Annotated in this window: 18 protein-coding genes; 7 read left to right on the forward strand and 11 right to left on the reverse strand. The window is 58.9% G+C overall.

Features of this window, described 5'->3' with window-relative positions:
- The 3 genes from N5A93_RS03180 to N5A93_RS03190 all read right to left on the reverse strand — a co-directional run bounded on the left by N5A93_RS03180 (window position 1) and on the right by N5A93_RS03190 (window position 2779).
- On the reverse strand, window positions 1-663 hold the full coding sequence (locus tag N5A93_RS03180) for a rhomboid family intramembrane serine protease (protein ID WP_268953613.1): 663 nt from the start codon (window positions 661-663) through the stop codon (window positions 1-3).
- 84 nt (window positions 664-747) lie between these two features.
- Window positions 748-2052 (reverse strand): hypothetical protein, encoded by a 1305-nt coding sequence (locus N5A93_RS03185; protein ID WP_268953614.1) that lies wholly within the window; start codon window positions 2050-2052, stop codon window positions 748-750.
- A gap of 112 nt (window positions 2053-2164) precedes the next feature.
- Window positions 2165-2779, reverse strand: a complete 615-nt coding sequence (locus N5A93_RS03190) for a polysaccharide biosynthesis/export family protein (protein WP_268953615.1) — start codon at window positions 2777-2779, stop codon at window positions 2165-2167.
- Window positions 2780-3093: 314 nt separating this feature from the next.
- On the opposite strand from N5A93_RS03190, the gene N5A93_RS03195 reads away from it, so the two are divergent.
- Window positions 3094-3318 carry a hypothetical protein gene (locus N5A93_RS03195; RefSeq protein WP_268953616.1) on the forward strand — a complete coding sequence of 75 codons (225 nt, stop codon included), beginning with the start codon at window positions 3094-3096 and terminating at the stop codon, window positions 3316-3318.
- A gap of 347 nt (window positions 3319-3665) precedes the next feature.
- Entirely contained in the window at window positions 3666-4316 is a 651-nt protein-coding gene (locus N5A93_RS03200) for a VPLPA-CTERM sorting domain-containing protein (protein ID WP_268953617.1), read from the forward strand.
- 323 nt (window positions 4317-4639) lie between these two features.
- Here the strand turns inward: N5A93_RS03200 and N5A93_RS03205 are convergent, their stop codons facing one another.
- Both N5A93_RS03205 and N5A93_RS03210 read right to left on the reverse strand, forming a co-directional pair.
- On the reverse strand, window positions 4640-7054 hold the full coding sequence (locus N5A93_RS03205) for a tetratricopeptide repeat protein (RefSeq protein WP_268953618.1): 2415 nt from the start codon (window positions 7052-7054) through the stop codon (window positions 4640-4642).
- Between the two features lie 165 nt (window positions 7055-7219).
- Window positions 7220-7948: a sugar transferase gene (locus tag N5A93_RS03210; RefSeq protein WP_268953619.1), complete on the reverse strand. Its 729-nt coding sequence runs from the start codon at window positions 7946-7948 to the stop codon at window positions 7220-7222.
- Between the two features lie 494 nt (window positions 7949-8442).
- Between N5A93_RS03210 and N5A93_RS03215 the strand changes: the two genes are divergently transcribed.
- The 3 genes from N5A93_RS03215 to N5A93_RS03225 are packed head-to-tail and all read left to right on the forward strand — an operon-like array spanning window position 8443 to window position 12084.
- On the forward strand, window positions 8443-9642 hold the full coding sequence (locus tag N5A93_RS03215; protein WP_268953620.1) for an ExeA family protein: 1200 nt from the start codon (window positions 8443-8445) through the stop codon (window positions 9640-9642).
- Window positions 9642-11201 (forward strand): GumC family protein, encoded by a 1560-nt coding sequence (locus N5A93_RS03220; protein ID WP_268953621.1) that lies wholly within the window; start codon window positions 9642-9644, stop codon window positions 11199-11201. Before N5A93_RS03215 ends, N5A93_RS03220 begins: the two co-directional genes overlap by 1 nt.
- A gap of 16 nt (window positions 11202-11217) precedes the next feature.
- On the forward strand, window positions 11218-12084 hold the full coding sequence (locus N5A93_RS03225; RefSeq protein WP_268953622.1) for a CpsD/CapB family tyrosine-protein kinase: 867 nt from the start codon (window positions 11218-11220) through the stop codon (window positions 12082-12084).
- Window positions 12085-12087: 3 nt separating this feature from the next.
- Here N5A93_RS03225 and N5A93_RS03230 read toward each other — a convergent pair whose 3' ends face one another.
- The 3 genes from N5A93_RS03230 to N5A93_RS03240 form a co-directional block, all read right to left on the reverse strand.
- The gene (locus N5A93_RS03230; RefSeq protein ID WP_268953623.1) at window positions 12088-12699 is read right to left on the reverse strand and encodes a sulfotransferase family protein; all 612 of its coding nucleotides are present in this window, start codon (window positions 12697-12699) and stop codon (window positions 12088-12090) included.
- 85 nt (window positions 12700-12784) lie between these two features.
- The gene (locus N5A93_RS03235) at window positions 12785-14362 is read right to left on the reverse strand and encodes a hypothetical protein (RefSeq protein ID WP_268953624.1); all 1578 of its coding nucleotides are present in this window, start codon (window positions 14360-14362) and stop codon (window positions 12785-12787) included.
- Window positions 14363-14417: 55 nt separating this feature from the next.
- Window positions 14418-14945, reverse strand: a complete 528-nt coding sequence (locus N5A93_RS03240; RefSeq protein WP_268953625.1) for a serine O-acetyltransferase — start codon at window positions 14943-14945, stop codon at window positions 14418-14420.
- Between the two features lie 273 nt (window positions 14946-15218).
- Between N5A93_RS03240 and N5A93_RS03245 the strand changes: the two genes are divergently transcribed.
- A complete protein-coding gene (locus N5A93_RS03245) occupies window positions 15219-16997 on the forward strand; it encodes an ABC transporter ATP-binding protein (RefSeq protein WP_268953626.1) in 1779 nt (592 codons plus the stop codon).
- Between the two features lie 11 nt (window positions 16998-17008).
- Here N5A93_RS03245 and N5A93_RS03250 read toward each other — a convergent pair whose 3' ends face one another.
- The 3 genes from N5A93_RS03250 to N5A93_RS03260 all read right to left on the reverse strand — a co-directional run bounded on the left by N5A93_RS03250 (window position 17009) and on the right by N5A93_RS03260 (window position 20599).
- A complete protein-coding gene (locus N5A93_RS03250) occupies window positions 17009-17755 on the reverse strand; it encodes a WecB/TagA/CpsF family glycosyltransferase (RefSeq protein WP_268953627.1) in 747 nt (248 codons plus the stop codon).
- A 257-nt stretch (window positions 17756-18012) separates the two neighbouring features.
- Window positions 18013-19035: a glycosyltransferase family 61 protein gene (locus N5A93_RS03255; RefSeq protein WP_268953628.1), complete on the reverse strand. Its 1023-nt coding sequence runs from the start codon at window positions 19033-19035 to the stop codon at window positions 18013-18015.
- Window positions 19036-19042: 7 nt separating this feature from the next.
- On the reverse strand, window positions 19043-20599 hold the full coding sequence (locus tag N5A93_RS03260; protein WP_268953629.1) for a hypothetical protein: 1557 nt from the start codon (window positions 20597-20599) through the stop codon (window positions 19043-19045).
- 265 nt (window positions 20600-20864) lie between these two features.
- On the opposite strand from N5A93_RS03260, the gene N5A93_RS03265 reads away from it, so the two are divergent.
- Entirely contained in the window at window positions 20865-21854 is a 990-nt protein-coding gene (locus tag N5A93_RS03265) for a glycosyltransferase family 2 protein (protein WP_268953630.1), read from the forward strand.
- Window position 21855 lies beyond the last annotated feature (1 nt).

The raw sequence follows: 21855 nt of genomic DNA on the forward strand, positions 1-21855 counted from the left end.
CTACGCGCGTCGGCCACCTCCGCGCGAGGACATTGGCAGCGCGATCACGGCGCCAGCCAGGAAACCGCCCAGGTGGGTCTCCCAAGCGACCGCACCATCGGTTCCGACATACATCAGGATATTGAGCACCGTCAGAATTCCCAGCGGCCAAGCGATCGTCGCTGCTGCCCGCATGAACCCGGGACGCCGGCGAATGGTAAAAAGGCTGTTCCAGACGATCAGTGCACCGGCCAGCCCGAAAAGCGCGCCCGACGCACCCACCATGGGGCGAAACCCGCTTGACGCAAGCAGAGCAAAGACAGCACCACCCAGAATGCTGGCACCAGCGTAGATCACCAGGAAACGCCGCTGTCCGACTTGGGCGATCACTGCGCCGCCAAGAGATACGAGCGTGATCATGTTGACAAGCAGATGCACCAGCCCACCATGCAGGAACGCATATGACATGAACATAAGCCAAGGCTGTGCGCCGAAGTTTGGTCGCCATCCCGACAGAAGGCCGGGCCAGAACGCGCCGAACTGGTAGGCCAGCGCACGCCAGCGCGGCTCGCCCCACAGACCGTGATCCGCCCCCTGCAGCGCCAGCTCGACACAGACGCAAGGCAGGATCAGCAGCACAAGCGCCAATGGCCAGCGGCCCATATGGGACAGGATGCGCATCATACCAACCGATAATCAGGTCGCGTCGGCGATGGCAAGTCGCGGCGCTTCATTGCCGCTGTGTCCGGCTGGCGCAGATGGGGCGTATCACCGGAACAGGGTGAAGTCGCGCCCGATGCGCACAAAGACAGACGTCGAGTCCGAAGTGCCGATAAGGTCCTCGTCGCGAACGCGATAGGCGACTCCGGTCCTGAGCGACCAATCGGGCGTCAGTGCATAATTGTAGCTGGCGGTCAGATCCGTGCGCCGGGTGTCGTTCGACGTCGCCTCGTCTTCCGAGAGGCCAAAGGACGCATCAAAGCCGAGGCTTGAAACGGCATTGATATCATACACATAGCCAAAATTCGCCGTGGTGGTGATTCGCTCATCGTCATCTTCATTGACGGATACATCGCGGGTCGCACTTAAGGTGATACGACCGGTGGGCAGATCACGTTGCCAGTTGATTCCACCGATCAGCTTGGGATCCCCGCTTTCCTTTTGCGTCGCGCCGATATTGAAGCTCAGCGCACCAAGGGGCAGATCCAACGCGCGGCCAACGCGAACGAACTGGCGGGCGCCGCTCTGATCGCGTGTGACCCGGTAGGACGTGTTGAGAGAACCGTTCGGCATTTCCAGGTCATAGACAACACGACCGATCAGGCCGTCTTCCTTGTCGGTGATGCCGAATTCTTCCTCGTCAGTCTCGCTATATCCGATCGCGGCCTCGAGTGTGGCACGCTCCGAAAGTTGCTGCAGGATGCCGACTTCGAGGGCATTGGTATCACGCTCTGTATCTGCGATGTCGTCGGCTTCATAATGGCTGAAATCATAGCCGACAAAAGCTGTCGAGACCGGCGAAAGGCGCAACCGGGATTCGATCCCGTAAGCGTAACGGAACGAGTCGTCATTGGTGGCCCCGGCGCCATCCGAATATGTGACCCCGCCAACGCTGGCGTCAAAGACGAAACCCACGGGCGCGTCGATTCCGGTCTCAACCTGCGTGCTGAAACTGTAGTTCTGCCGCGTCCCGGTATTGCGCTGATCCTCGAAATTCGTAGGCAGCACGATCTGGCCGGTTTCATCGGCAAAACTTGAAAGGGGCTCGAAGAACGCTGCGTCGGTTTCCCTGTAGTCGCCCGATACCGACAGACGCGAATTGGCGCCCTCGCGCGAATAGGACAGGTTCGCACTGGGCTCGACGAACCCGCTGCTGATATCGCTATTGCTTGGAATCTCTCCGAACCGCAGCTTTCCCGCGATGCCGAAGGCAAGCGTCTGGGTGCTGGTTTCCGACAGAAGACCCAGCGACAGGGTGGTCGTCGACAGCGCGGTCGTCCCCTCCTCGGGGTTCTCGAGCGCCAGGTTATCGCCGGCCTCGATTTCCTGATCGACGCCCAATATCACGCGCATCCCAGTCGCTGCATCCTGCGCGACCGCAGGCACAACGGCACAGGCGAGTCCGCCTGAGACCACGGCCTGGACTAATCTCGTTTTTTTCAACACTGCCCCCTCGAAAACAGGGTTATTCAAAGAGTCGTCTTTGCGGCACGATGATCACGTCGCCCGAAGCGAGGACAGTCGTGCCGATGCTGGTCTTGCCTTGAAGAATTGCGTCATAGTTGACGTTGTAAATCCGCTCGGCACGCGACTTGTCCGTGCGGCGCAGTTGAATGCGTTTTGTTGCGGCGAATTTCGAGAACCCGCCAACCGCCGCCAGTGCCTGCAACAGGGTTGTGCCCTGCTCCAGCTTGACAGCGCCGGGGCTGGCAACTTCGCCCAGAACGTAGATCGTGTCTGTCGGCGGGGCCGCGGCAGCGCTCGATGCCTTGGGTGCCGCAAGACTGCTCAGGGTCACGAACACCGTCGGGTCGGCCGCGAAGTTCGGAGCCAGCTTGCTGCTGACTTCGCTGCGGACCTGCTCGATCGTGCGACCGCCTGCCGTGACGGTTCCGGCCATCGGAAGCGAGATGCGGCCATCGGGCAGCACAAGGGTATCCCGGTTGATGCTTGAATCCTCAAGTACCTCGACGCGCACGACATCGCCCGGCTTGATCCGGTAGCTGTCCTGAGCGTTTGCGGTAAGGCTCATCAGCGGTGCCATGAGCAGAGCGGCGAATAGGGTGATAATACGTTTCATGCCGGACTCTCGAATTTGATGACGTTTAATTAGCTTTATTGAAAACTACGCGTCAAAAGCTGGTTTCGGAAGGGAATTCTCGGATTCTGCCGAGAAATCAAGCAAACGGTACGCAAGCCGTGCCACCAATGCAACAAGCTGCACCCGTGGTCTCTATGTTGCCACAATTGAGGCGGGTTAACGGAAGGTTGATCTTTTTTGTGCCCCTTTTCGGCCAAAGATCGGTAAGATTCGTGTGTGCATACTCAGGATGACGCGTCAGATCGCGACGCGCGAAGAACAGATTGCAACCGAACCGCAAGGAACCCGCATTGATGCTCGCCTTCATCCTGATAGCAGCAGCCACCGGAATGCTCGCGTCGATCGCGGCATTGCTCGCAGGGTCGTCGGTCTGGGCCGCGCTGGCGCTCTATGTCGGTGCCGGGGTGGGCGCGCTGCTTCTGGTGCTGCTGCGGGCCTTGATCTGCGATATGCTGCAGGAGGCTGGGTTGGCCGGCAAGGATGCAGGCACAAAGCCCAAGACGAACCACAGCGTTTGATCCCAATCTCCAAGCTGACAGAAAGACACGCACGACCTTGATTTGCGAATCATGCTCGTTTTCGTGACACGCATGCCGTTTTACGTATGTTTGCGCGGTGCACATTTCTCGTTTCTTGAAGCAAATGTCACCTGACAGGAAACAATACGAGGTGATCACGCCGGACTTCGAGAGCGCTGGTCATTCCACTTGTTTGATTTCGCGCCAGAAGGTCGGGGATTCATGAATGTGGCGATTAGAAGGCTTTTTTTTGAACGCCATTTGGTGTAAATTTGAAGTCGGAACTGGGGTTTCGGAAAACCCGTTGGGGGGAGTTCGTTGCCAGTTTATGTATATAGGAGATTGAAATGAAATTTAGAGTTGCAATTAGCGCAGCTATCGCATCGGTCATGATGGTTTCGGCCGCTGCAGCTGCATCGTTGTCGATTAGCGGTGGTACGTCGTTCGTACTTGGATCCGATGAACTGCATGATCCGAATTATGGGGATCCAACCATCGCGCCCAGCGTCGGAAACGGAGATTCCGTTCTGGCATTCGGCGACGGCTTCACGGATTTCGACGGAAGCAACGGCCTCAAGTTGAGTGATAATTCCATCATCCAGGTCACTTTCCTGGGCAAGGAAGCGAACGCAACCAACGTCGCCATGAACTACGGCACGGGTTCGATTACCAACAATGATCTCGCCGGCAGCTTCTTCCGCACGAATGATGATCCTGACTGGGTCGAACTGGTCTTTGAAACCTTCGACCGGGACGGAGACAGCCTGGGCACGATCGAGAACAACACCGCAGGTCAGACCTACGACGGCCTTTCGATGGCATTCTACCAGGAGAATTCCAAGAACGTCATCGCCTTCTTCGGCGACGGTCGGGGCGACACGGATTTCGACGACATGGTCGTTCGGATCTCGATCGTTCCGCTGCCGGCAGGTGGTGTTCTTCTGCTGACCGCTCTTGGTGGGCTCGCCGTCGCGCGCCGCAAGAAGAAAGCGGCCTGAACCGGAAACCAACGGTTCGAGTGAACGCATTGGGGGGCCTTTCGGCCCCCCATTCTTTTTGTCCTTGATAAGCCTGCCCAATAAGAGAAGCACCATCCGGGTCCGTCGTCCCAAGTAAGATACGCAACGGGCCTGCGCTTTACGCGGGCAGCCGGCATTCCGGAAACAGCGATATGCATCAATCGACGCCTTGGATCAGGTCAATCACAAGGCGCACGCGTGAGCCGGTAAGGACCGTCTTGAATGCGCCAAAACAGTGGCAGGCCCCCGAAGGGCCTGTCACTGTCAAAATTTGGGTGGGGTGGACGCCTGGATCCCAGCACTCACTCTGTCGAGTCAGTGCTTCCCTCGCCATCCTGAATGGTCTTCAGCAGCTCATGGGCTTCCTGGATCTGAGGCAGCGGGTTGTCACCCGACAGTTCGATCGCCTTTTGCAAGGTCTTGCGGGCGTCATCCAGACGATCAAGCTCCAGATAGGTCCGGCCCAAGTGATATTGCACGAGCGGATCCGTGGGCAGCCCCTCAGCAGCCGGTTCCAGATGCGTGAGCGCCTCGTTCAAGTCACCCCTGCGGAAGGCGATCCAGCCATAGGTATCCTGCAATGGCGGCACTTCGATTCCACGAAGACGACGGGCGACGGCATAAGCGCGCTCGAGACTTTCGTCGTCGTTGCGGTGGGTGCTGATCAGGCTGGCAAGATTGTTGGCAACGACAATGTTGTTGCTGTTCTCCTCGTAAAGCGCCTCATAGATCGCGATGGCGCCGTCAAAATCGCGGTCCTGCTCCAGAAGCTCGGCCTTGAGCATACGGACATTGAACGCCTCGGGCGCCCGCTCTATCTGTTCGTCCAAGATCGCGCGCGCGTCATCCAGTCGATCCTCGGCCCGAAGCAGCGTATAAAGCGACCGAATGGCCGCATCATTACCCGGATATTCATCCAGCAACGCGCGATAAATCGTTTCGGCCTGGCCGCGTTCATCGGAAATAACATGCAGCCCCGCGCGCAAGAAGCGCAAGGCGGGATCGTCGGGCGACTCGGCCAGCTTCTCGTCCACGGTTTCAATCGCCGCATCGGTGTTCCCGGCGCGCATCTGGGTCTGAACCAGCGCAGTGATCGCCTGTGCATCCCCTGATGTTTCGGACAGTTCTTCCAGGAAAGCGACCGTATCGTCGAGCCGGTCTTGCTGAAGCATCATCTCGGCCTCGAGACCATTGGCGGCAGCCGTCGCCTCGGGTGTTTCAAACGAGCGGAGCTTCCAGATGACGCGCTGCACCTCGTTCCAGTCCTGGTTGCGGATCTGAAGCGTTCCGCTGGCCTGAAGCAGTTCGAGATTGTCGGGCGACTTGTTGAGCGCTTCTGTCAGAAGCGCGCTGGCCGCCTCGTTACGATTCTCGGCGGAAAGAAACCGCGCATAGCGCAACGATTCCTCGGGTGCGCCTTCAGAAAGTTCGACCGCAAGCGCATATCTTTCACCAGCGAGGGATCTGTCGCCCGCCCGTTCATGGGCACGCGCCATCAAGGTCATGACCTCAGGGTCGCGGGGCGCTTGAGAAAGGGCGGTGCGCAGATCGATGATCGCCGCGCCGGGCTTGTCCTCTTCGATCAGCCAATTGGCGCGCGCCTTGAGCGCCTGTACGTTGCCGGGATCATCTGCGAGAATTTCCTCGATCCGGGCGCGGGCGCCGACATGGTTGCCGGTTGCCGCCAACATCCGAGCCAGCAGGAATTTTGACCTGTTGCTGTCGGAGGTCGCTTCCTCGATCCCGTCTAAAAGTTCTTCAAGCGTCGCGATCGCCTCGTCGCGCCTGCCCTCGTCAAAATTCATCGATGCAAGAATGGCGATATAGGTGGTCGGATCCTCTTCGCTTTCGATCAGGCTCTCCAACTCGGCGCGTGCAGCGTCATCGCCCTTGGTACGGCGCAGGAATTGCACGACGGCCAGCTTCGCGCCGTCCTCGGCCTCGGGCCGCTGCGCGAGTTCGCGCAGGAAACGCTCGGCGCCCTCCATGTCACCCCGTTCGATATACCAGGTGATCAGCATCCGGCGGGCTTCTTCATCGTCGGGGAAGGCCTCGACCATCTTTTCGAGGGTTTCCCCGACCGCATCCATATCGCCGGCCTGCACATTGGCGCTCAGCTTGATCCGGTGCAGTTCGTAGCTTTCGGGCCGCTGGTCGAGGCCCTCATTTATGACTGGAAGCGCCTCGCTCATCTTGCCGCTGTTGGCCAGGTAATCAATAACAACCATCCGGGCGATGAAATTGTCCGGCGCTTCTTCAAGCCGGTTGCGGGCATCCTCGGCGGCGTCGGCGCGGGCGCCGGCATTCTCGCTGCGGGTTGCATCGCCATAGGCCAGGGCGGTTTCGATCACCTTGACGCGCGGATCCTCGGGCGCCAGCTTGATCGCGGCCTCGCCGTGGCGGCGCGCCTCTTCCCAGTTGCGGCCATTGATGGCCATCTCGGCCAGCGCGATACGTGCTTCGATCGTGTCGGGATACTGTTCCACCACGCGCAGGAACTGGCCATAAGCCTCGGACACATCGCCACGTTCCATTTGAGTGCGCGCATAGGCCATGCGCGCGTCCTTGTGCTGCGGATCGAGCTTGAACACATTTCGGAACTCGACGAATGCGCGGCTGAAATCTCCCTCCGAGAGAAGCTCCATCGCGGTCTCGAAATGCCGCTGGGCACGCTCCTCAGAGGTTTCGCATCCGGACAGCGTGAGCGCAGCTGTCAATACAAGGGCTGTCAATGTAGCGGAACGTCGGCGCATTGGGTGTTCCATTTTCAGAAGGGTTTTTGATTTCTGCCAACTCAAACTGGCAATTTAGAGGCATTTAACAGCGTAAGACCGCTTGCGTCGATTTCGCAAACGGTCTTGTTGTTCCTTCCGGGAGGCTTGTCAGCATCCCGTTCCACGCAGCACGACCGTGACAGTCGACGCGAGAACCGTCAGGTCAGTACCAAGGCTCACGTCTTCAAAGTAGCGATCATCGAAATCGGCGCGCGCGGCGAAAGTCGTCTCGTTGCGGTCCGAAATCTGCCAGTAACCGGTAATACCCGGTCGCATGGAGTAGTAGGTGACTCCGGGATAAAGGGCCTTCTGATCGGGCATCATCGGGCGCGGCCCCACAAGGCTCATATCACCGATAAAAACATTCCATAGCTGCGGCAGCTCGTCCAGGGATGTCTTGCGCAGGATGCGCCCAAGCCGCGTGACCCGCGGATCATGTGTCAGCTTCTGTTTATGATCCCACTCGGCACGGGCCTCGGCATCGGCCTCAAGATGCGCGTTCAGCCGCGTATCGGCATCATGCACCATGCTGCGCAGCTTCCACATGTGGAACAGGCGTCCATCCTTGCCGATCCGGGCCTGCTTGTAGAAAGGGTTCCGGCCATCCAGCGAAATTGCGATGGCAAGGATGGCAATGAAAGGAACGACAATCGGCGCCGCCACGATCACGAGAGCGATATCAAGGACACTTTTGAAAAACCGGCGATAAAGATTGGAGTGGCGCTTATGAGAGCCGGTAATGCGAGGGCGAATTCTGATAACGCTCAGATCCGTGGAAAAGTTCTTTTCCTGAATTGTCATAACAATAGGCTTCCTCAAAATAGCTTCGGACCTCAAACGCGGTCCTTGGCGAAAGGTTCAATAGCCTGCTCGAACTAGAATTTTTGGCTCGGAAGGCAGAAAGACCGAGAATTATAAGTATTTGAAAACGGGGCAGCACTCGTGAATGAACACAGGCTAGCACCCGAGGAAGAGTCGCGCAAAGGATTAACGGAGGAATACATCCACAGGGCTGAGTGCGGCACCCGCCCCGACAACCTCAAGTGTATTATTGTTCAACACTTGTGACAAATACAAGCGTGAGCCGGGATTGTGTCGTGAATGTGGCGAGTTGCGATCATCAATATGGCCAAATTCAGGCGCGCAGGTCCGAATCATGTCAGCATTTCCACGAACCATCCGCGTGCGTCCCTGACAGCGACATGAAATCACCGCAGAGCCGGCCTTTTATGGACAAAGCGGCGATATAGGAGTTGAATCGTATTGTATCAGTTTTCCGGTCTGCGCCAGTAGCTTGGCCGAAAGTGTTTTATTCAGTTTAAAGGATCGCCATGTATAGCGACGACACTTCGACACGACAGATTGGCAAACCTTTGGTAGAGGCGGGATCGCGCATCCGCGTGCGTATCAAGGAACGCGTCATGGCATTGAAGGATCGCAAGCGCGCTCCTGCCCCGACACAGCATCAATCGCAACCCCGGATGCCACATTCCGACGTCGCGCTACTGTTTCGAAGCGTCCGCAAGGCTTGCAACGGGACTCTGCGCAATGCCGGCGCGCGGCAGCGCAGCAATCTTTCGGCGGTCAAAGCCCCGGTTGATCGTGGCGTATCGGATCAACACGGTTTCAAATCGGTGGATGGAACAGGTGATTCAAGTTACATGGGCGACATGAACGGCGCGCTGAATATTTATACAAGCCATTTTGGCCTCACGGCCCGTCCCTTTACCCTGGTGCCGGACCCTGACTTCCTTTTCTGGTCAGCGGCGCACACACGCGCCTACACCATGCTTGAATATGGCACGCTGACGGGATCCCCGATCACCCTGATCACCGGCGAGGTTGGGGCAGGCAAGACCACGCTCTTGCACAAGTTTCTCAAGGGGATCAGCGATGATGTGAAAATCGGCCTCGTGTCCAATGCCAGCGGCTCGCGCGGCGAGTTGCTGCGCTGGGTGCTGATGGCGCTGGACCAACCAGCCGACAGGAACGCCACCTATGTCGATCTGTTCGATGCCTTCCAGCGATATCTGATCGAGGAATATTCTCATGGCCACCGGGTGATCCTGATCATCGACGAGGCCCAGAATCTGAGCATCGAGTCCCTTGAAGAACTTCGGATGTTCACCAACATCAATTCCAACAAGGACGAGTTGCTGCAACTGGTGCTGGTCGGACAGCCCGAACTGCGTGACACGATCCGCCGCCCGGACCTCAAGCAGTTCGCACAGCGAATCGCCGCCAGTTTTCATTTGAACGCGATGAACGAGAAAACCGTTATTTCCTATATCGCGCACAGGCTGCGCGTTGCGGGGGCAAGCCGAAATCTTTTTGCCGAAGCCGCCTGCAAGCTTATTCACCAGCAAAGCGGCGGAGTGCCGCGTCTGGTCAACCAGTTGTGCGACCTTTCAATGGTTTATGCCTTTACCAAGGATCAGAAGACGGTAACTCTGGCAACCGTCCAGGAAGTTCTTGATGATGGCACTTTTTTTGCGGCCGGTTCCATTTCTGACAATGACGAGAGGGCTTGATGCTCCCTGATTTCAAATTCTTGTTTTCGCTCTTTCTGCGACGACTTCATTACTTCTTGATCGTTGCGCTGGCGGTCGCCGCTTTCGGCTTGACCGTGGCCTACACATTGCCGCCCAGCTACAGCGCCCGCGCGACACTTCTGGTCGAGTCGCCGCAGATTCCCGATGACATGGCCGAGTCCACGGTCCGGGCCGGAACCGACGAGGTCTTGCAGATCATCGCCCAGCGCATCCAGACCCGTGCCAAACTACTGGATATCGCGCGCGAGTTCGATGTCTACAGCGATCGGCCGGATATCAGCGCTGATGACCTCGTCAACGACATGCGAAGCCGCATCGCCATCGACCTGCCAAGGCGGCGCGATGCGGCCTCGTTCGTCTACGTGTCTTTCAGATCGGATTCCGGTCAAATGTCAGCCGAGGTCACCAACGAGCTGGTGACTCGCATTCTGGATGAGAACCGGCGTCTGCGGACCTCGGTCACAGGCCAGACGCTCGAATTCTTCAAGCAGGAAGTCGCTCGGCTGGATCAGGAAATGTCGGAACAGGGCGCCAAGATTCTTAAATTCAAGAGGAATAATCAGGGCGCACTGCCCGACAGCCTTGATTTCAGACGCAGCCGTCAGGCGTCGGTGCAGGAACGCGTCCTGCAAATGGAGCGTGAACTTTCGGCACTGCGCGATCGCCGCGCTCGGCTGACCGATCTTTATGAGCGCACTGGCGAGGTAGCGACAGACGCCGAGGACCTGACGCCGGAAGAAACTCGTCTCCAGGAGCTCAGAAACCAGCTGGCATCGGCCCTCGTCCTCTATTCGGACCAGAACCCGCGGGTCAAGGCGCTGCGCGCGCAGGTCGAAGCAGCCGAAAAGATCGTGATGGAACAGCGTCGCCGGAAAGGCGAAGGTAACGAGGCTCTATCGGCCTACGAAATCCAGCTGGCCGATCTCGACGCCCAGATGGAATATATCCTCGAGGAGAAAGCGTCGCTGGTTGAGGAGCTGACAGCCCTCGAGGAATCCATCGACGCGACGCCGCAGAACGCTATTTTCCTCGGCACCCTGGAACGGAATTACGAGAATCTCCAAGTGCAGTACCAGCAGGCCACACGTGATCTGGCCGCGGCCCGCACCGGTGACCAGATCGAGGCGCAGTCGCGGGGTCAACGGATTGCAGTCGTCGAACAGGCGACGGTTCCGCGAGCGCCTACCAGCCCGCCGCGGAAAAAAATCGCAGCGGCAGGCGTGGCAGGTGGTATAGGTCTCGGCGCGGCCTTCGTGGTCCTCATCGAGATGCTGAACCGTTCCGTCCGCCGCCCAGCGGATCTGACGAACCGGCTGGGCATCACGCCCTTCGTGTCGATCCCCTACATTCGCACACGACGTCAGACGATCATCCGTCGGACCATTATCATTACCGCATTGATCATCGTCACGGTGGGGATCCCCGTTGGGCTCTACCTCGTTCATTTATTGTATTTGCCGATGGATCTCCTGATCGAGAAGGGCCTCGAGAAAACCGGCCTTTCAGACATCGTCGAGCAGATCCGAAGCGCATTCTAGGCAAGGTAAGAACCCAATGGAACGTATTCAGGCAGCGTTGAAGAAGGCTCGCGAGAGCCGTACCGAGCAGGGTCGCGAGAAACCGGACACGCAAGTCAAATCGCGCGGCGACAGCAAGAACAACGACACACTGATCCTTCACGAGGACATGGCTCTTGGCGACCGCGATGAGACCTGGAAGGCGATTAAATCGTTCCAGCCCTCTGAGCGCTTGCTGAACCGCAACCGCATCATCAGTTTCCGTGCTTGCCCCGAAAGCGTGCCCTATGACGTCATGCGCACCAAGCTGCTGCAAAAGATGCGCAGCAAGAACTGGACGCGCATCGCGATCACCTCGCCAACGGCTGGGGCAGGCAAGACGATGACATGCATCAATCTGGCATTCAGCCTGTCGCGGCAAAGCGATATTCATTCGATGCTGCTAGAGCTCGACATGCGCCGCCCCAGCATGGCGCGAATGCTGGGACTGAAAGGTTCTTGCCAGCTCGCCCGCGCACTTGCTGGCGATGAGGCGCCCGAGAAACACATGCGCCGTTATGGAAAGAACCTCATCTTCGGCAGCAACCGCGCCCCCGAACGCAACCCGGCCGAGCTCTTGCAGGGCTCGCGCTCGGCTCATGTAGTGGACGAGATCGAAGCGCAGTTCAGGCCCGATATCATGATCTTCGACACACCACCGCTCTTTGCCGGCGACGACACGATGGCTTTCCTTGACCAGGTAGATTGCGCGCTGCTGATTGCCGAGGCCGAGAAATCAACGATCGAGGATATCGACAAAAGCGAACAGGAACTGGCCGCGCGGACCAATGTTCTGGGTGTCGTCCTCAATAAATGCCGCTACCTGAGCCGACATGAGGAATATGGCAAGGAATACGGGTATTGAGAATCAGGCTTTTAGCCCGAGCTTGCCCAGCAGCTTGTAGTATCTCATCTTCAGTCGCTTGACCCGGCGCGTATTCGCATGCGGCCAGGCGATGCCGGGATCTGGCGCGTTCAGGAAGCGGCACAGGTTGTCCCAGTTCACGTCGCCCTGATTCATGTCGAGCGAGATGAAGTCGTCGGGGCGGTCGGTGAAATAGGCCTTTACCTCGGCATTATGACGATCGTAGCGCGCCAACCATGTCTCTTCGTGCCCCACCGGGCAGGGACTGCCATAGATCAGGTTATGGATCGCGTTTGGATAGTGCGCGAAATCCTTCACGGCACTGTTGATCCATGCATCGCGATCACGGGTGATCAGGATGAAGCGCGCGCCGGGAAACGCGGCATCGAGTTCACGATAGAGCAACGGCCAGGGCGTATCTTGCGCCGCGTCATATCTCTTTGCGGTCTCAAGGGCGCGCCCGGTGATCTCGTTCCAGGTGACATCGTCCTTATGGGCAAGATCGCGAAACTGGTAGTAACCCGCGACCTTGTAGCCAAGCTTTTCAAGCGCAAGGCCAAGCGATGACGTTCCGGTTTTCTGAAACCCCAGGCAAAAGACTTTCCGCGATTTCATGGCTGCGTGGTTCCCCGCATCATCATATTGAATGCCGCACAATATGCGGCTCAGTGTTTCACAGCCCGGATGCGGGAACAATCCTTCACTCGGTCGGCGTGACCTGCATCGAAAGTATGCGGTCCTGTTTATCGCGCTCAAGCGTATAGGTGACGGTGCGGCCATCCTGGATGCGGCCACGTCCCGAAAGCTCAAGAACACCGTCCCGCGTTTCGCGCAGCAATTCCGTGACCTCGCCGGTATCATCATAGCGGATCATATCTTTCCAGGGTGCCGACCAGTGCAACAGCGGATCATAGGCGGCCCCGCGGGCCTTGGCGTCATAATCGACCGATGTCAGTCTCATGCCGGTGTCATCGGGCGAGGACTCATACTCGCGTCTCTGGTGATTGGGAAAGCTGATCGAGATGATCGCAGGCGCGCTTTCATGCACACCGTTCCAGGCAAAGACACCGATATCCACACGGTCGGTCGTACGCGCCTCGTCCGGATCTGCCTTGAACCTGTCATGCCAGTCTATGCTGATCTGTGCGCGCGCGGCACCGGGCGCCTCGGGCGTGATGCGCACGCGCGCAGGATCGCCCTGAAGCAGAACCCAGGAGAACTCCAGATCGCGACCGTTGGGGTCCTCCGTATCGGCGGCCGATACCACCATGAGCCTCGAGTATCCCGGCCCGCGCCAGATGCGCGCAATCGAAGACGGCGTATTGAACAACTGCTCCGGCATTCCCGCAAGCCCTGCCTTGGCGCGGAAATCCTCTTCTTCGACCCTGAGCCGGACCATGGGGGGAATCTCGTCTGGCTTCAGGGAAGCCGCCAAAGCGACCATACGCTCTGGGGCAAGCCGGTCCTTGGCAAAAACGGCGCGGTGCGCCTGCCCGGCCTTGTAGGCATCGCGCGAGTAGATACCTGGTTGTGACCGGCGCATCACCATCTGGAGGGTAGGCACCACCAAAGATTCTTCGCGCAGCCGATCGCGCGTTTCGGGCGCGAGCGCCGCGACGCTCATCAGGAACGCCCTCATGAACGGCTTGTCGGAATGCGAAGACCCCTCCGAGATGACCGTGTAGGGCCAGTTGACCGGGAACCGGTCATGTCCGTCGTAGTCGCGGTGCTCCGGGTAAATATAGAGATGGTTGCTGACATAGCTGAGGAAAGCGTGCCGGCTATATTCCGGAACCGTCATGGCAAGGCGCGCCTGACTTCGCGGGATTTCGCCACCCGTGATCGCGGTCGAGGAATTGCCGATCACGATGGCGGGCAGCACGATCTGACCGGCGACTCCGTAATCCATGTTCTGCTTGCGCAGCTCCGGGCCGAATTCCAGCCGGATCAGCCGCGGGAACATGTCGGCCGGCACCAGGGAATGGCCGCGATCACGATTGTCGTAAAGCACGCCGTCGAACCCGGCGGCCTTGCCTGCATTGTCCAGCCGCCGCAGCAGCGCCGCCTCGGGCGAGTTGTCCGCCGCTTCGATGATGGGCAGCGCCGTTTCGGGTCTGGGCATATCGAGGCCGGTGGCGACCCATCCGATACCCCCCAACTGCATCAGGTCTCCGGCCTCAAGCAGGATGGATTCCGCCCGTGCGGTCAGGGGCAGGGTCGACGCCATTCCGGCAATCAGCGTCGCGCAAAGATAAAGGGATTTTTGCAAATGCAGCATGGCGCAAGTGTTGCCCATGGTACGCCACGCTGCCAAGCCTTTTCTTGCGATCAGGCTACCATCTCTTAGCGATCACGCGCGCCGGGATGCCCACGGCGATCGCCGCCTCGGGAATGTCATGGGTCACCACGGCATTGGCGCCGATGATCGCGTGATCCCCGATCTTGACCGAGCCAAGAACCCGCGCGCCCGCGCCCAGCTCAACGCCGCCACCAATCTCCGGCACCCCGGAGCGGGTCGACGAGGTGCCAAGCGTCACCTGTTGAAAGATGATGCAATTCGGCCCGATGCGTGCACCCGGATGAATGACCACGCCATTCGGATGGGGCAGCTTCAGGCCACCCCCGATCTCGCAATTGAGCGGGATTTCGGCCTGCGTGACAAGCGACCAGAAGCGGTGCTGAAGCGCCCGCCATTTACGCAGCCATTTCGCGGTGAGTCCCGATCTCGCCCTGGCGGCCTGATAGCGCCGCTGGCACTGCAAGAGCCTGCGCGAAGGATCCCAGAGCGCCCGTGGACGTTCCCGCGTCCAGTCGGGCATGTCGGCGCGAACCGCCGGTGTCTCGCTCTGCGTGTCATTCATGGGTGGCCCTGCGGCGGTTCCGGATCAAATCAAGCTTTTCACAGTATTCATTTGGGTCCAAGCTACTAGTGTATTCTGCCCGCGTTCAAGTTATGGGCAGGGCATGATGACAAAGCCGATTGTTCCCGCAAATTTCCTGCGGAGGAAAAATGTTTCACCCTGCCTCGCGCTTACATGAATGGGTCAAGAAATCGCCCAATCCCCGCCATGCCTTGCCGATAGTGCTCAGGGCAATTGTGGGACGCTGTTATGACTGATGTATTCAAGAAAATAATGACTCTTCTCAGCCGCCGTGAGCGGCGGCGGTTCTACGTTCTTGTCGGGATCATGATCTTTGTCGCCTTTGCCGAGGTGTTCGGGATTTCGGGATTCCTGCTCCTTCTGCGGATTCTCGCCGAGCCACAGAGGATCTTCGAGAATCCCTATCTGTCGTGGGGTTACAACACTGTCGGTATCGAAGATCCTTTTACTTTCCAGGTCGTGATGGCCGTCGCGGTCTTTCTGGTGATGGCTCTCAGCCTTGTGATCAAGGCGGGTGGCAACTACGCGATCATCCGCTTTTCCACGATGCGCGGCTACACGATCTCCAGCCGCCTGCTTCAGGCCTATCTGCACCAGCCCTATGCCTGGTTCCTGCAACGCAATAGTGCAGATGTGGCGAAAAGCGTGCTCGGCGAGGTGCAGAACGTGGTCAACAAGATCATCACCCCCGGCGGGCAGCTTCTGGCTAATGCGATCCTGACCGTCACCATCATCGGCTTCCTGATCGCGGTCGATCCGGTCATCGCCGTGATGGCGGCCTTGCTGCTGGGCGGCGCCTATACAGGGATATATTTCTGGCTGAGAGCCAAGCTGCTGGTGATCGGCGAGGGGTTGCTCAAGGCCAATACCGAGCGGTTTCGCCTGACCAACGAGGCAACGGGTGGCTTCAAGGAGGTCAAGCTGATGTCGCTGGAGAACCGCTATGTTGAGCGGTTCCGCGAACCGGCGCAGGCACTGGCCAGGAACGCCGCGCTTTCGCAAGTGATGAACCAGATTCCAAGATTCGCGCTGGAAGGTCTGACATTCGCAGTTCTTTTTGGCATCATCCTCGTGATGTTGCTGCGCAGCGGTGGCAATCTTTCCGCTGCCATCCCGGTGCTTGGGGTCTTCGGTATTTCGGCAATGCGGCTATTGCCCGCCATGCAGCAGGTCTATGGCGCCTTTGCAAATATCCGTTCGGCAAAACCGGTGCTCGACAATATCTACCGCGATTACACAGATGCGATTGCCCACGGGACCAACCCCCCGCGCGGCTCGGGAGATGACGCCGATCTTTCGCTTGACCGCAGTCTGGTCCTCAAAGGGGTCGGATTTTCCTATGCAAGTGGTGACAGGCCGGCGGTTCACAACGTGGATATGGAGATCCCCGCTTTGAGCACGATCGGAATCGTCGGTGGAACCGGGGCGGGAAAGACCACATTGGTCGATCTGATTCTCGGACTTCTGATGCCGGATACCGGCCAGATCATTGTCGATGGCGAACCCTTGACCTCAGACAACATGCACCGTTGGCGCCGCTCGATCGGATACGTGCCGCAAACGATCTACCTGACCGACTCCTCGGTCGCTCAGAACATCGCCTTCGGCGTTCCCAAAGAGGCGATAGATCCCGAAGCCATGGAGCGCGCCGCACGCGCTGCCGCCCTGCATGACTTCGTGATGGAAGAGATGCCTCAGCAGTATGACACGATCGTGGGCGAACGCGGCGTGCGCCTGTCGGGCGGTCAGCGCCAGCGCATCGGCATCGCGCGGGCGCTCTATCACGATCCGTCGCTTCTGATCTTCGACGAGGCGACATCGGCGCTGGATAATCTGACCGAGCGCGCGGTGATGGATGCGGTGCAACGCATTCGTAATACCAAGACCGTCATCATGATCGCCCACCGGCTGAGCACGATCCGCAACTGCGATCGGATCTTTCTGCTGGAGCACGGCACGGTTCAGGCCTCGGGCAGCTACGAGGAACTGGTTGATGAGAACGAGACATTCCGCAAGATGGCGGCAGTCTGAACTTTGCGCCATCAACCCTTGTTGAGCGGATCCCGATAGAGTCCCAGCTTCTGCTTGAGAACGTCAAACAGGAATGGCGGATCCTGAAGCAGGTAACGCCGCCAGCGTTGCCGGGGCTCCTTGATCAGACGATAGAACCATTCAAGGCCCATGCCCGTGACCCAGGGCGCGGGCCGCTGCAATGTCCCCGCCTCGTAATCAATCGTTCCGCCCAGCGGCAGAAACAGTTTCACATCGGGTAGCCGGTCACGGTATCTGAAAATGAATTTCTCTTGCCGCCCGCCTCCGAGCCCCACCAGGAGCGCCTTGGCGCCGGAACTGTTCACGAGGCTCAGCATATGCTCGATTTCGTCGGGCCGATCCTCGAAATCAAAGGACGGGGCGTATGTGCCGCAAACGAATTTCCGCCCGACCTTTGTATTGATCCGCTCTGCTGCGATGTCGGCAATCCCGGGCTTGCCGCCCAGCATGAACAAGTTCATCTCGGGGTTATCCCTGTGATGCTGGTAGAAACGCGGAAAGAAATCCGACCCTGAAACGCGTTCGCTCACCGGTGTACCCAGGAACTTCAGCGCGAAATACATGATCTGGCTGTCGCAGGTCACCAGATCGAACCGGCGAAGCAAATCGTAAAATTCGCGATCTTTCCGGAGCTTTATCATCATGTCGACATGCAAGGTCAGCATCACGCCACGCTCGAAATGCTCCACCACTTGGTTCATCGTGACATCGTGAACGAAAGCATTCAGCAACGGCACCTCACGGAGCCGGACAAGCGGCGCCCCTACAGGCGGGTTCTGCTCAGCATCATGAGCCGGTTGCGCATGCATCGCTTCATCATCCATGACAGAAATTTTAGCACCTATCGGGTTTCTGTGTTCTGTTTCGGTTCAGGCCGGTTTGAAGGGCCGGGCCGGGAACAACATTCTTCTCGGTTTTTTGTGTCTGAATTTTGGCACGAAATAATCGTTTCGGAGAAACCCCATCATTGTCAGGTTCGCGGCGATGTTGCGCATCAGACCATCTCCATCGCCACTTCCAGGGATTGCAGGTCGATCTCAAAAGACTGTAACGAATACTTCAGGAACGGTTTTGTCAGATCATAGGCCGGTCGGACATGCTCGGGTTTGATCTTGCCACGCACCCCAATCCACTTGCAGCCGACCTGATGACACATGACGCGATAGACGTCCGTCATGTGCCCGCATGGGAAAAGCTCGATCAGGCTCTCCAGCCGCGATGCGCGCGAGCGATACAAAAGCGGCGCAAGGGCGGCGCCGTGGATCGAAACGATCTGCTCGGCCTGCTCGAACAGCTTGAACTGGTCGGAGACAGACAATTCCTCTGGATAGACCTTTGTGAATCCGCGCTGCGTCAGGAAGGCTTCGACCGTGGCTTCGTTCTCAAGGCGGCGCGTCTTGCGCCGCGAGATAAAGGCCTTTTCGGGCAATGCGCCCTGCACTCCATCGCGGATACCAGCACTGTCCAGAGCCACACCGACAAAGGGCAGGCGCGCCCATTCACTGCGGATGGCCCGGATTCCCGTCCAAGGCGAAACTTCAAAGTCGAAGGCCCCGCCCTGCACTGCCGTATCCGTACAAAGCGTTTCAATCCCGAACAATTCCGCGGCGCGGCAGATATGATCAGGCGTGCTTCCGGGCAGGACGACAAGAATCTGCGAAGGATCAAACCCGCCGTGCTGCGCGATGACGAACAGGATCGGCAGGTGATTGTTCAGGAAATGCGCCCAGTTCTGGGGGACGTTGCGACGAAAGTCGATGAAGGTCTTCTCTGTGCGCTGTTGCTTTACCGTGGCGGGACGAAACGAGAGAAAGCGGCGCCTCGGGCGATTGGGGGGCCGCGCCACCAACGGCTTCTTTTCAAAAGACACCGATCCGCCGCCCACGTGCTTTGCGGGAAGCGTGATGCGCTCGCAATCCGGCACGAAACGATCGACAAGATGCGAACACGCCGTGATCAGGCGACCCTCGGGGCATTCGTAAGGGTCGAACGTGACCTTCCCGGAAATCTGATTCACGCTGCGCTCATCCTTCCCTCGGACGCCGCACATGGGCCGGGTATCGCGCTGCTTCGCGCTCGGGCCTCATCGCCGGAACACCTTGGGGTTGCGCATCCTCCCCGGGCATTTCAGCCCCGGCGCGCGCCAGCCTCGGGTTTACCGCTTTCGCTGCTGCCACAGCGGTCTGATAGCGCCCCATCAGCGCCCCGGCCAGCAGCCAGACCACTGGTGATATAGTGGCATTGGGAATAAGGTCGATCAGCGCCGCCGCCAGAACAACCGTTAACCCCACGGTAGACGGCGTCAGGTTCAGACGGCTCTTGTTGAACGCCAGCAGAACCGGCGCCGCCGCAAGCAAGCCGAACTGCGCGATATAACCCAGCCACCCGTAAACCCCGATCACGATCACCCAATATCCATCCGTCGCGGTCGCATCTACACCCTTCTCGTTGCTGACGCGGTTTCTGCCCCAGCTCCCCCATCCAGCGAGTGGCTTCTGGTTCGCCCGTTCAAGAAGCAGGTCCTCGGCATTGAACCTGTATCGCAGCGTGCTGGCCCTGTCGGGATCTATCTTTGCGAAAGCCGCCTCAATCCGATCGGTCGGAATCAGGTCAGCGCCGCGCAGGGTCGGATAGGTCATGACCGTTGCCGCGATCACAGCGGCGGTCAGGAGCTGCAAGCGCGACCCGAAAAACATCATTACAGGCAAGAGCAGAAATGCGATGGCGATGGCGCCGACAGATTTGCACAGGATCAACACCCCCAAAAGCCAGAGCGAGGCCAAGAGCCATTTCCCTGCCGATCCTTTGGTAAGATGATGGCGCCACAGCGCCGCCGAGGCCAGCACGCCAAGCGCAAACAGAATGGCCACCCAGATCCCGTGGTTCAGGAAAAGGATCGGACGATACCCGCCATAGCGGACATGCATTGACCAGCTATGACCGAAGAAGCCGTAGATCTCACGGTTCAACCGCGGGCTCATCCGCACCTCCCAAAGCGCCAGCAGCGAATAGGCCAGACAGGCGATCGCCAGAACCTTGAGCAAGACCACATGGCTTTCCGGGCTGGCCAGGAAACGGCGCGCCAGAAAGAACGGTAACAAGGATACAAGCAGATCGAGATTCAGTGAGAAGCTGTCGTAAAGGCGCATTCCCGAGATGAAGCGGATGCCCTCCGACACCGGTTCGCGGTTGGTTATCGCGGTGATAAATGGCGATCCGAACAGCAAAAGCAGCAGCGCCCAGAACAGAACCCGGCCGCGCCGCACGGTGAAATCGTCGATCGCCAGTTTCTTTTGCATGCCGCGTCGTGGGGCCGGCGCGCGCGCCGGCGCTGGCCCTGCGGACTGCGCCTTGTGCATCTGAAGAAGCGAATAGCACATGATCGCCGCAAACAGACTTGGCACAAGAGGCTTGTCCCAGGCCGGCAGAAGCGGCAGGTCAAAGGCGGTGATTTGGGGCAGCAGCATATAGCCTGCGATGATCGACCAGGCGAGCGCCTCGTTCACGGGACGCTTTGCAAACAGGACGAAGACGACGACCGGCCAGAGGAACAGGACAAGATATGCGAAATTCGATGGCATTGGTGTCTATTCGTTTCTCGTCGCGGAACTGCGATCGCCTGAAATTGGCTTCTGTTCCAGTCTTACGCGGTTTCGTCCGCGCGCGAAACATCCGGATTGGGGATATGCCGGGTTGGCAGGCATTTCCGGCCAACAATTCGGATTTGCCTTGCCTGATTGTTTCCCTATATGTTGCAGGTCTTTACGAAACCGGTGCCGCCTACCTATAGTCCAGCATGAGCCCGCCGGATTATCCCGCGCCTGAATTTCTGAACCGGACCCTGACGTGACGGAGACTGGCATTTCCTCTGCGCCATCACACAGACTCGTTGTCTCGATCATCAATTATCGGACCGCAGAGATGACCATTCGCTGCGTCCGCTCGGTGCTTGATGACATGCAGGGGATCGACGCGCATGTGGCCGTGGTCGACAACCTGTCGGGCGACGGATCGGCCGAAGAGATCGAAGCCTGGATCGCCAGCCTGCCAGCCGATGCGCCGGTCAGCCTGATCCGTTCCGATACCAACTCCGGCTTTTCGGGTGGGCACAATCAGGGCATCGGGGCGCGCAAGGCGGAATTCTACCTTGTCCTCAATTCCGATACGGTTGTGCGGCCTGGCTTCCTTGCGACGATCCTGAACGCCGCTGATGCCAACCCTGATGCCGGGTTCCTGGCGCCATGCATAGAATATGACGATGGCGGGCAGCAGGTCAGCTGCTTTCGCTTCCCGTCACCCGCAAGCGAACTGATACGCGGTGCGTGCAGCGGCCCGGTCAGCCTTCTTCTCGCTTCGCGCGACGTGTCGCTCAACATGCCGCCCCAGCGCGACCAGATCGACTGGGCCAGTTTCGCCTGCATCCTGCTGCGCGAACGGATGATCCGGCAGGTCGGCCCGATGGACGAAGGCTATTTTCTCTACTTCGAGGATGTCGAGTATTGCTGGCGCGCGCGGCGCGCGGGCTGGCGGATCACCTATGTCCCGGAGGCCCGCGTCGTGCATTTCCGCGGCGGCAGCGGCCCGGTCAAGGCGCTTGCAAGCGAGCGCAAACGCCTGCCTGCCTATTACTACGCCTCGCGCACCCGCCTGTTTCGCCAGCTTCACGGGCCGCTTGGCCCCTTGCGGGCGAATGCCGCCTGGCTTCTCGGACGCATGATCGCGCGGCTGCGGGTGCTTGCAGGCAAGGGCATCCCGCCCAGCAACGCGGGCGAAGTGCGTGACATCTGGACCAACTTCCTGTCGCCGCTCGGCGACCGCCATGCACGGGAGGGCTAGG

The sequence above is a fragment of the Roseovarius salincola genome, assembly GCF_026891095.1.
Taxonomy (GTDB): domain Bacteria; phylum Pseudomonadota; class Alphaproteobacteria; order Rhodobacterales; family Rhodobacteraceae; genus Roseovarius; species Roseovarius salincola.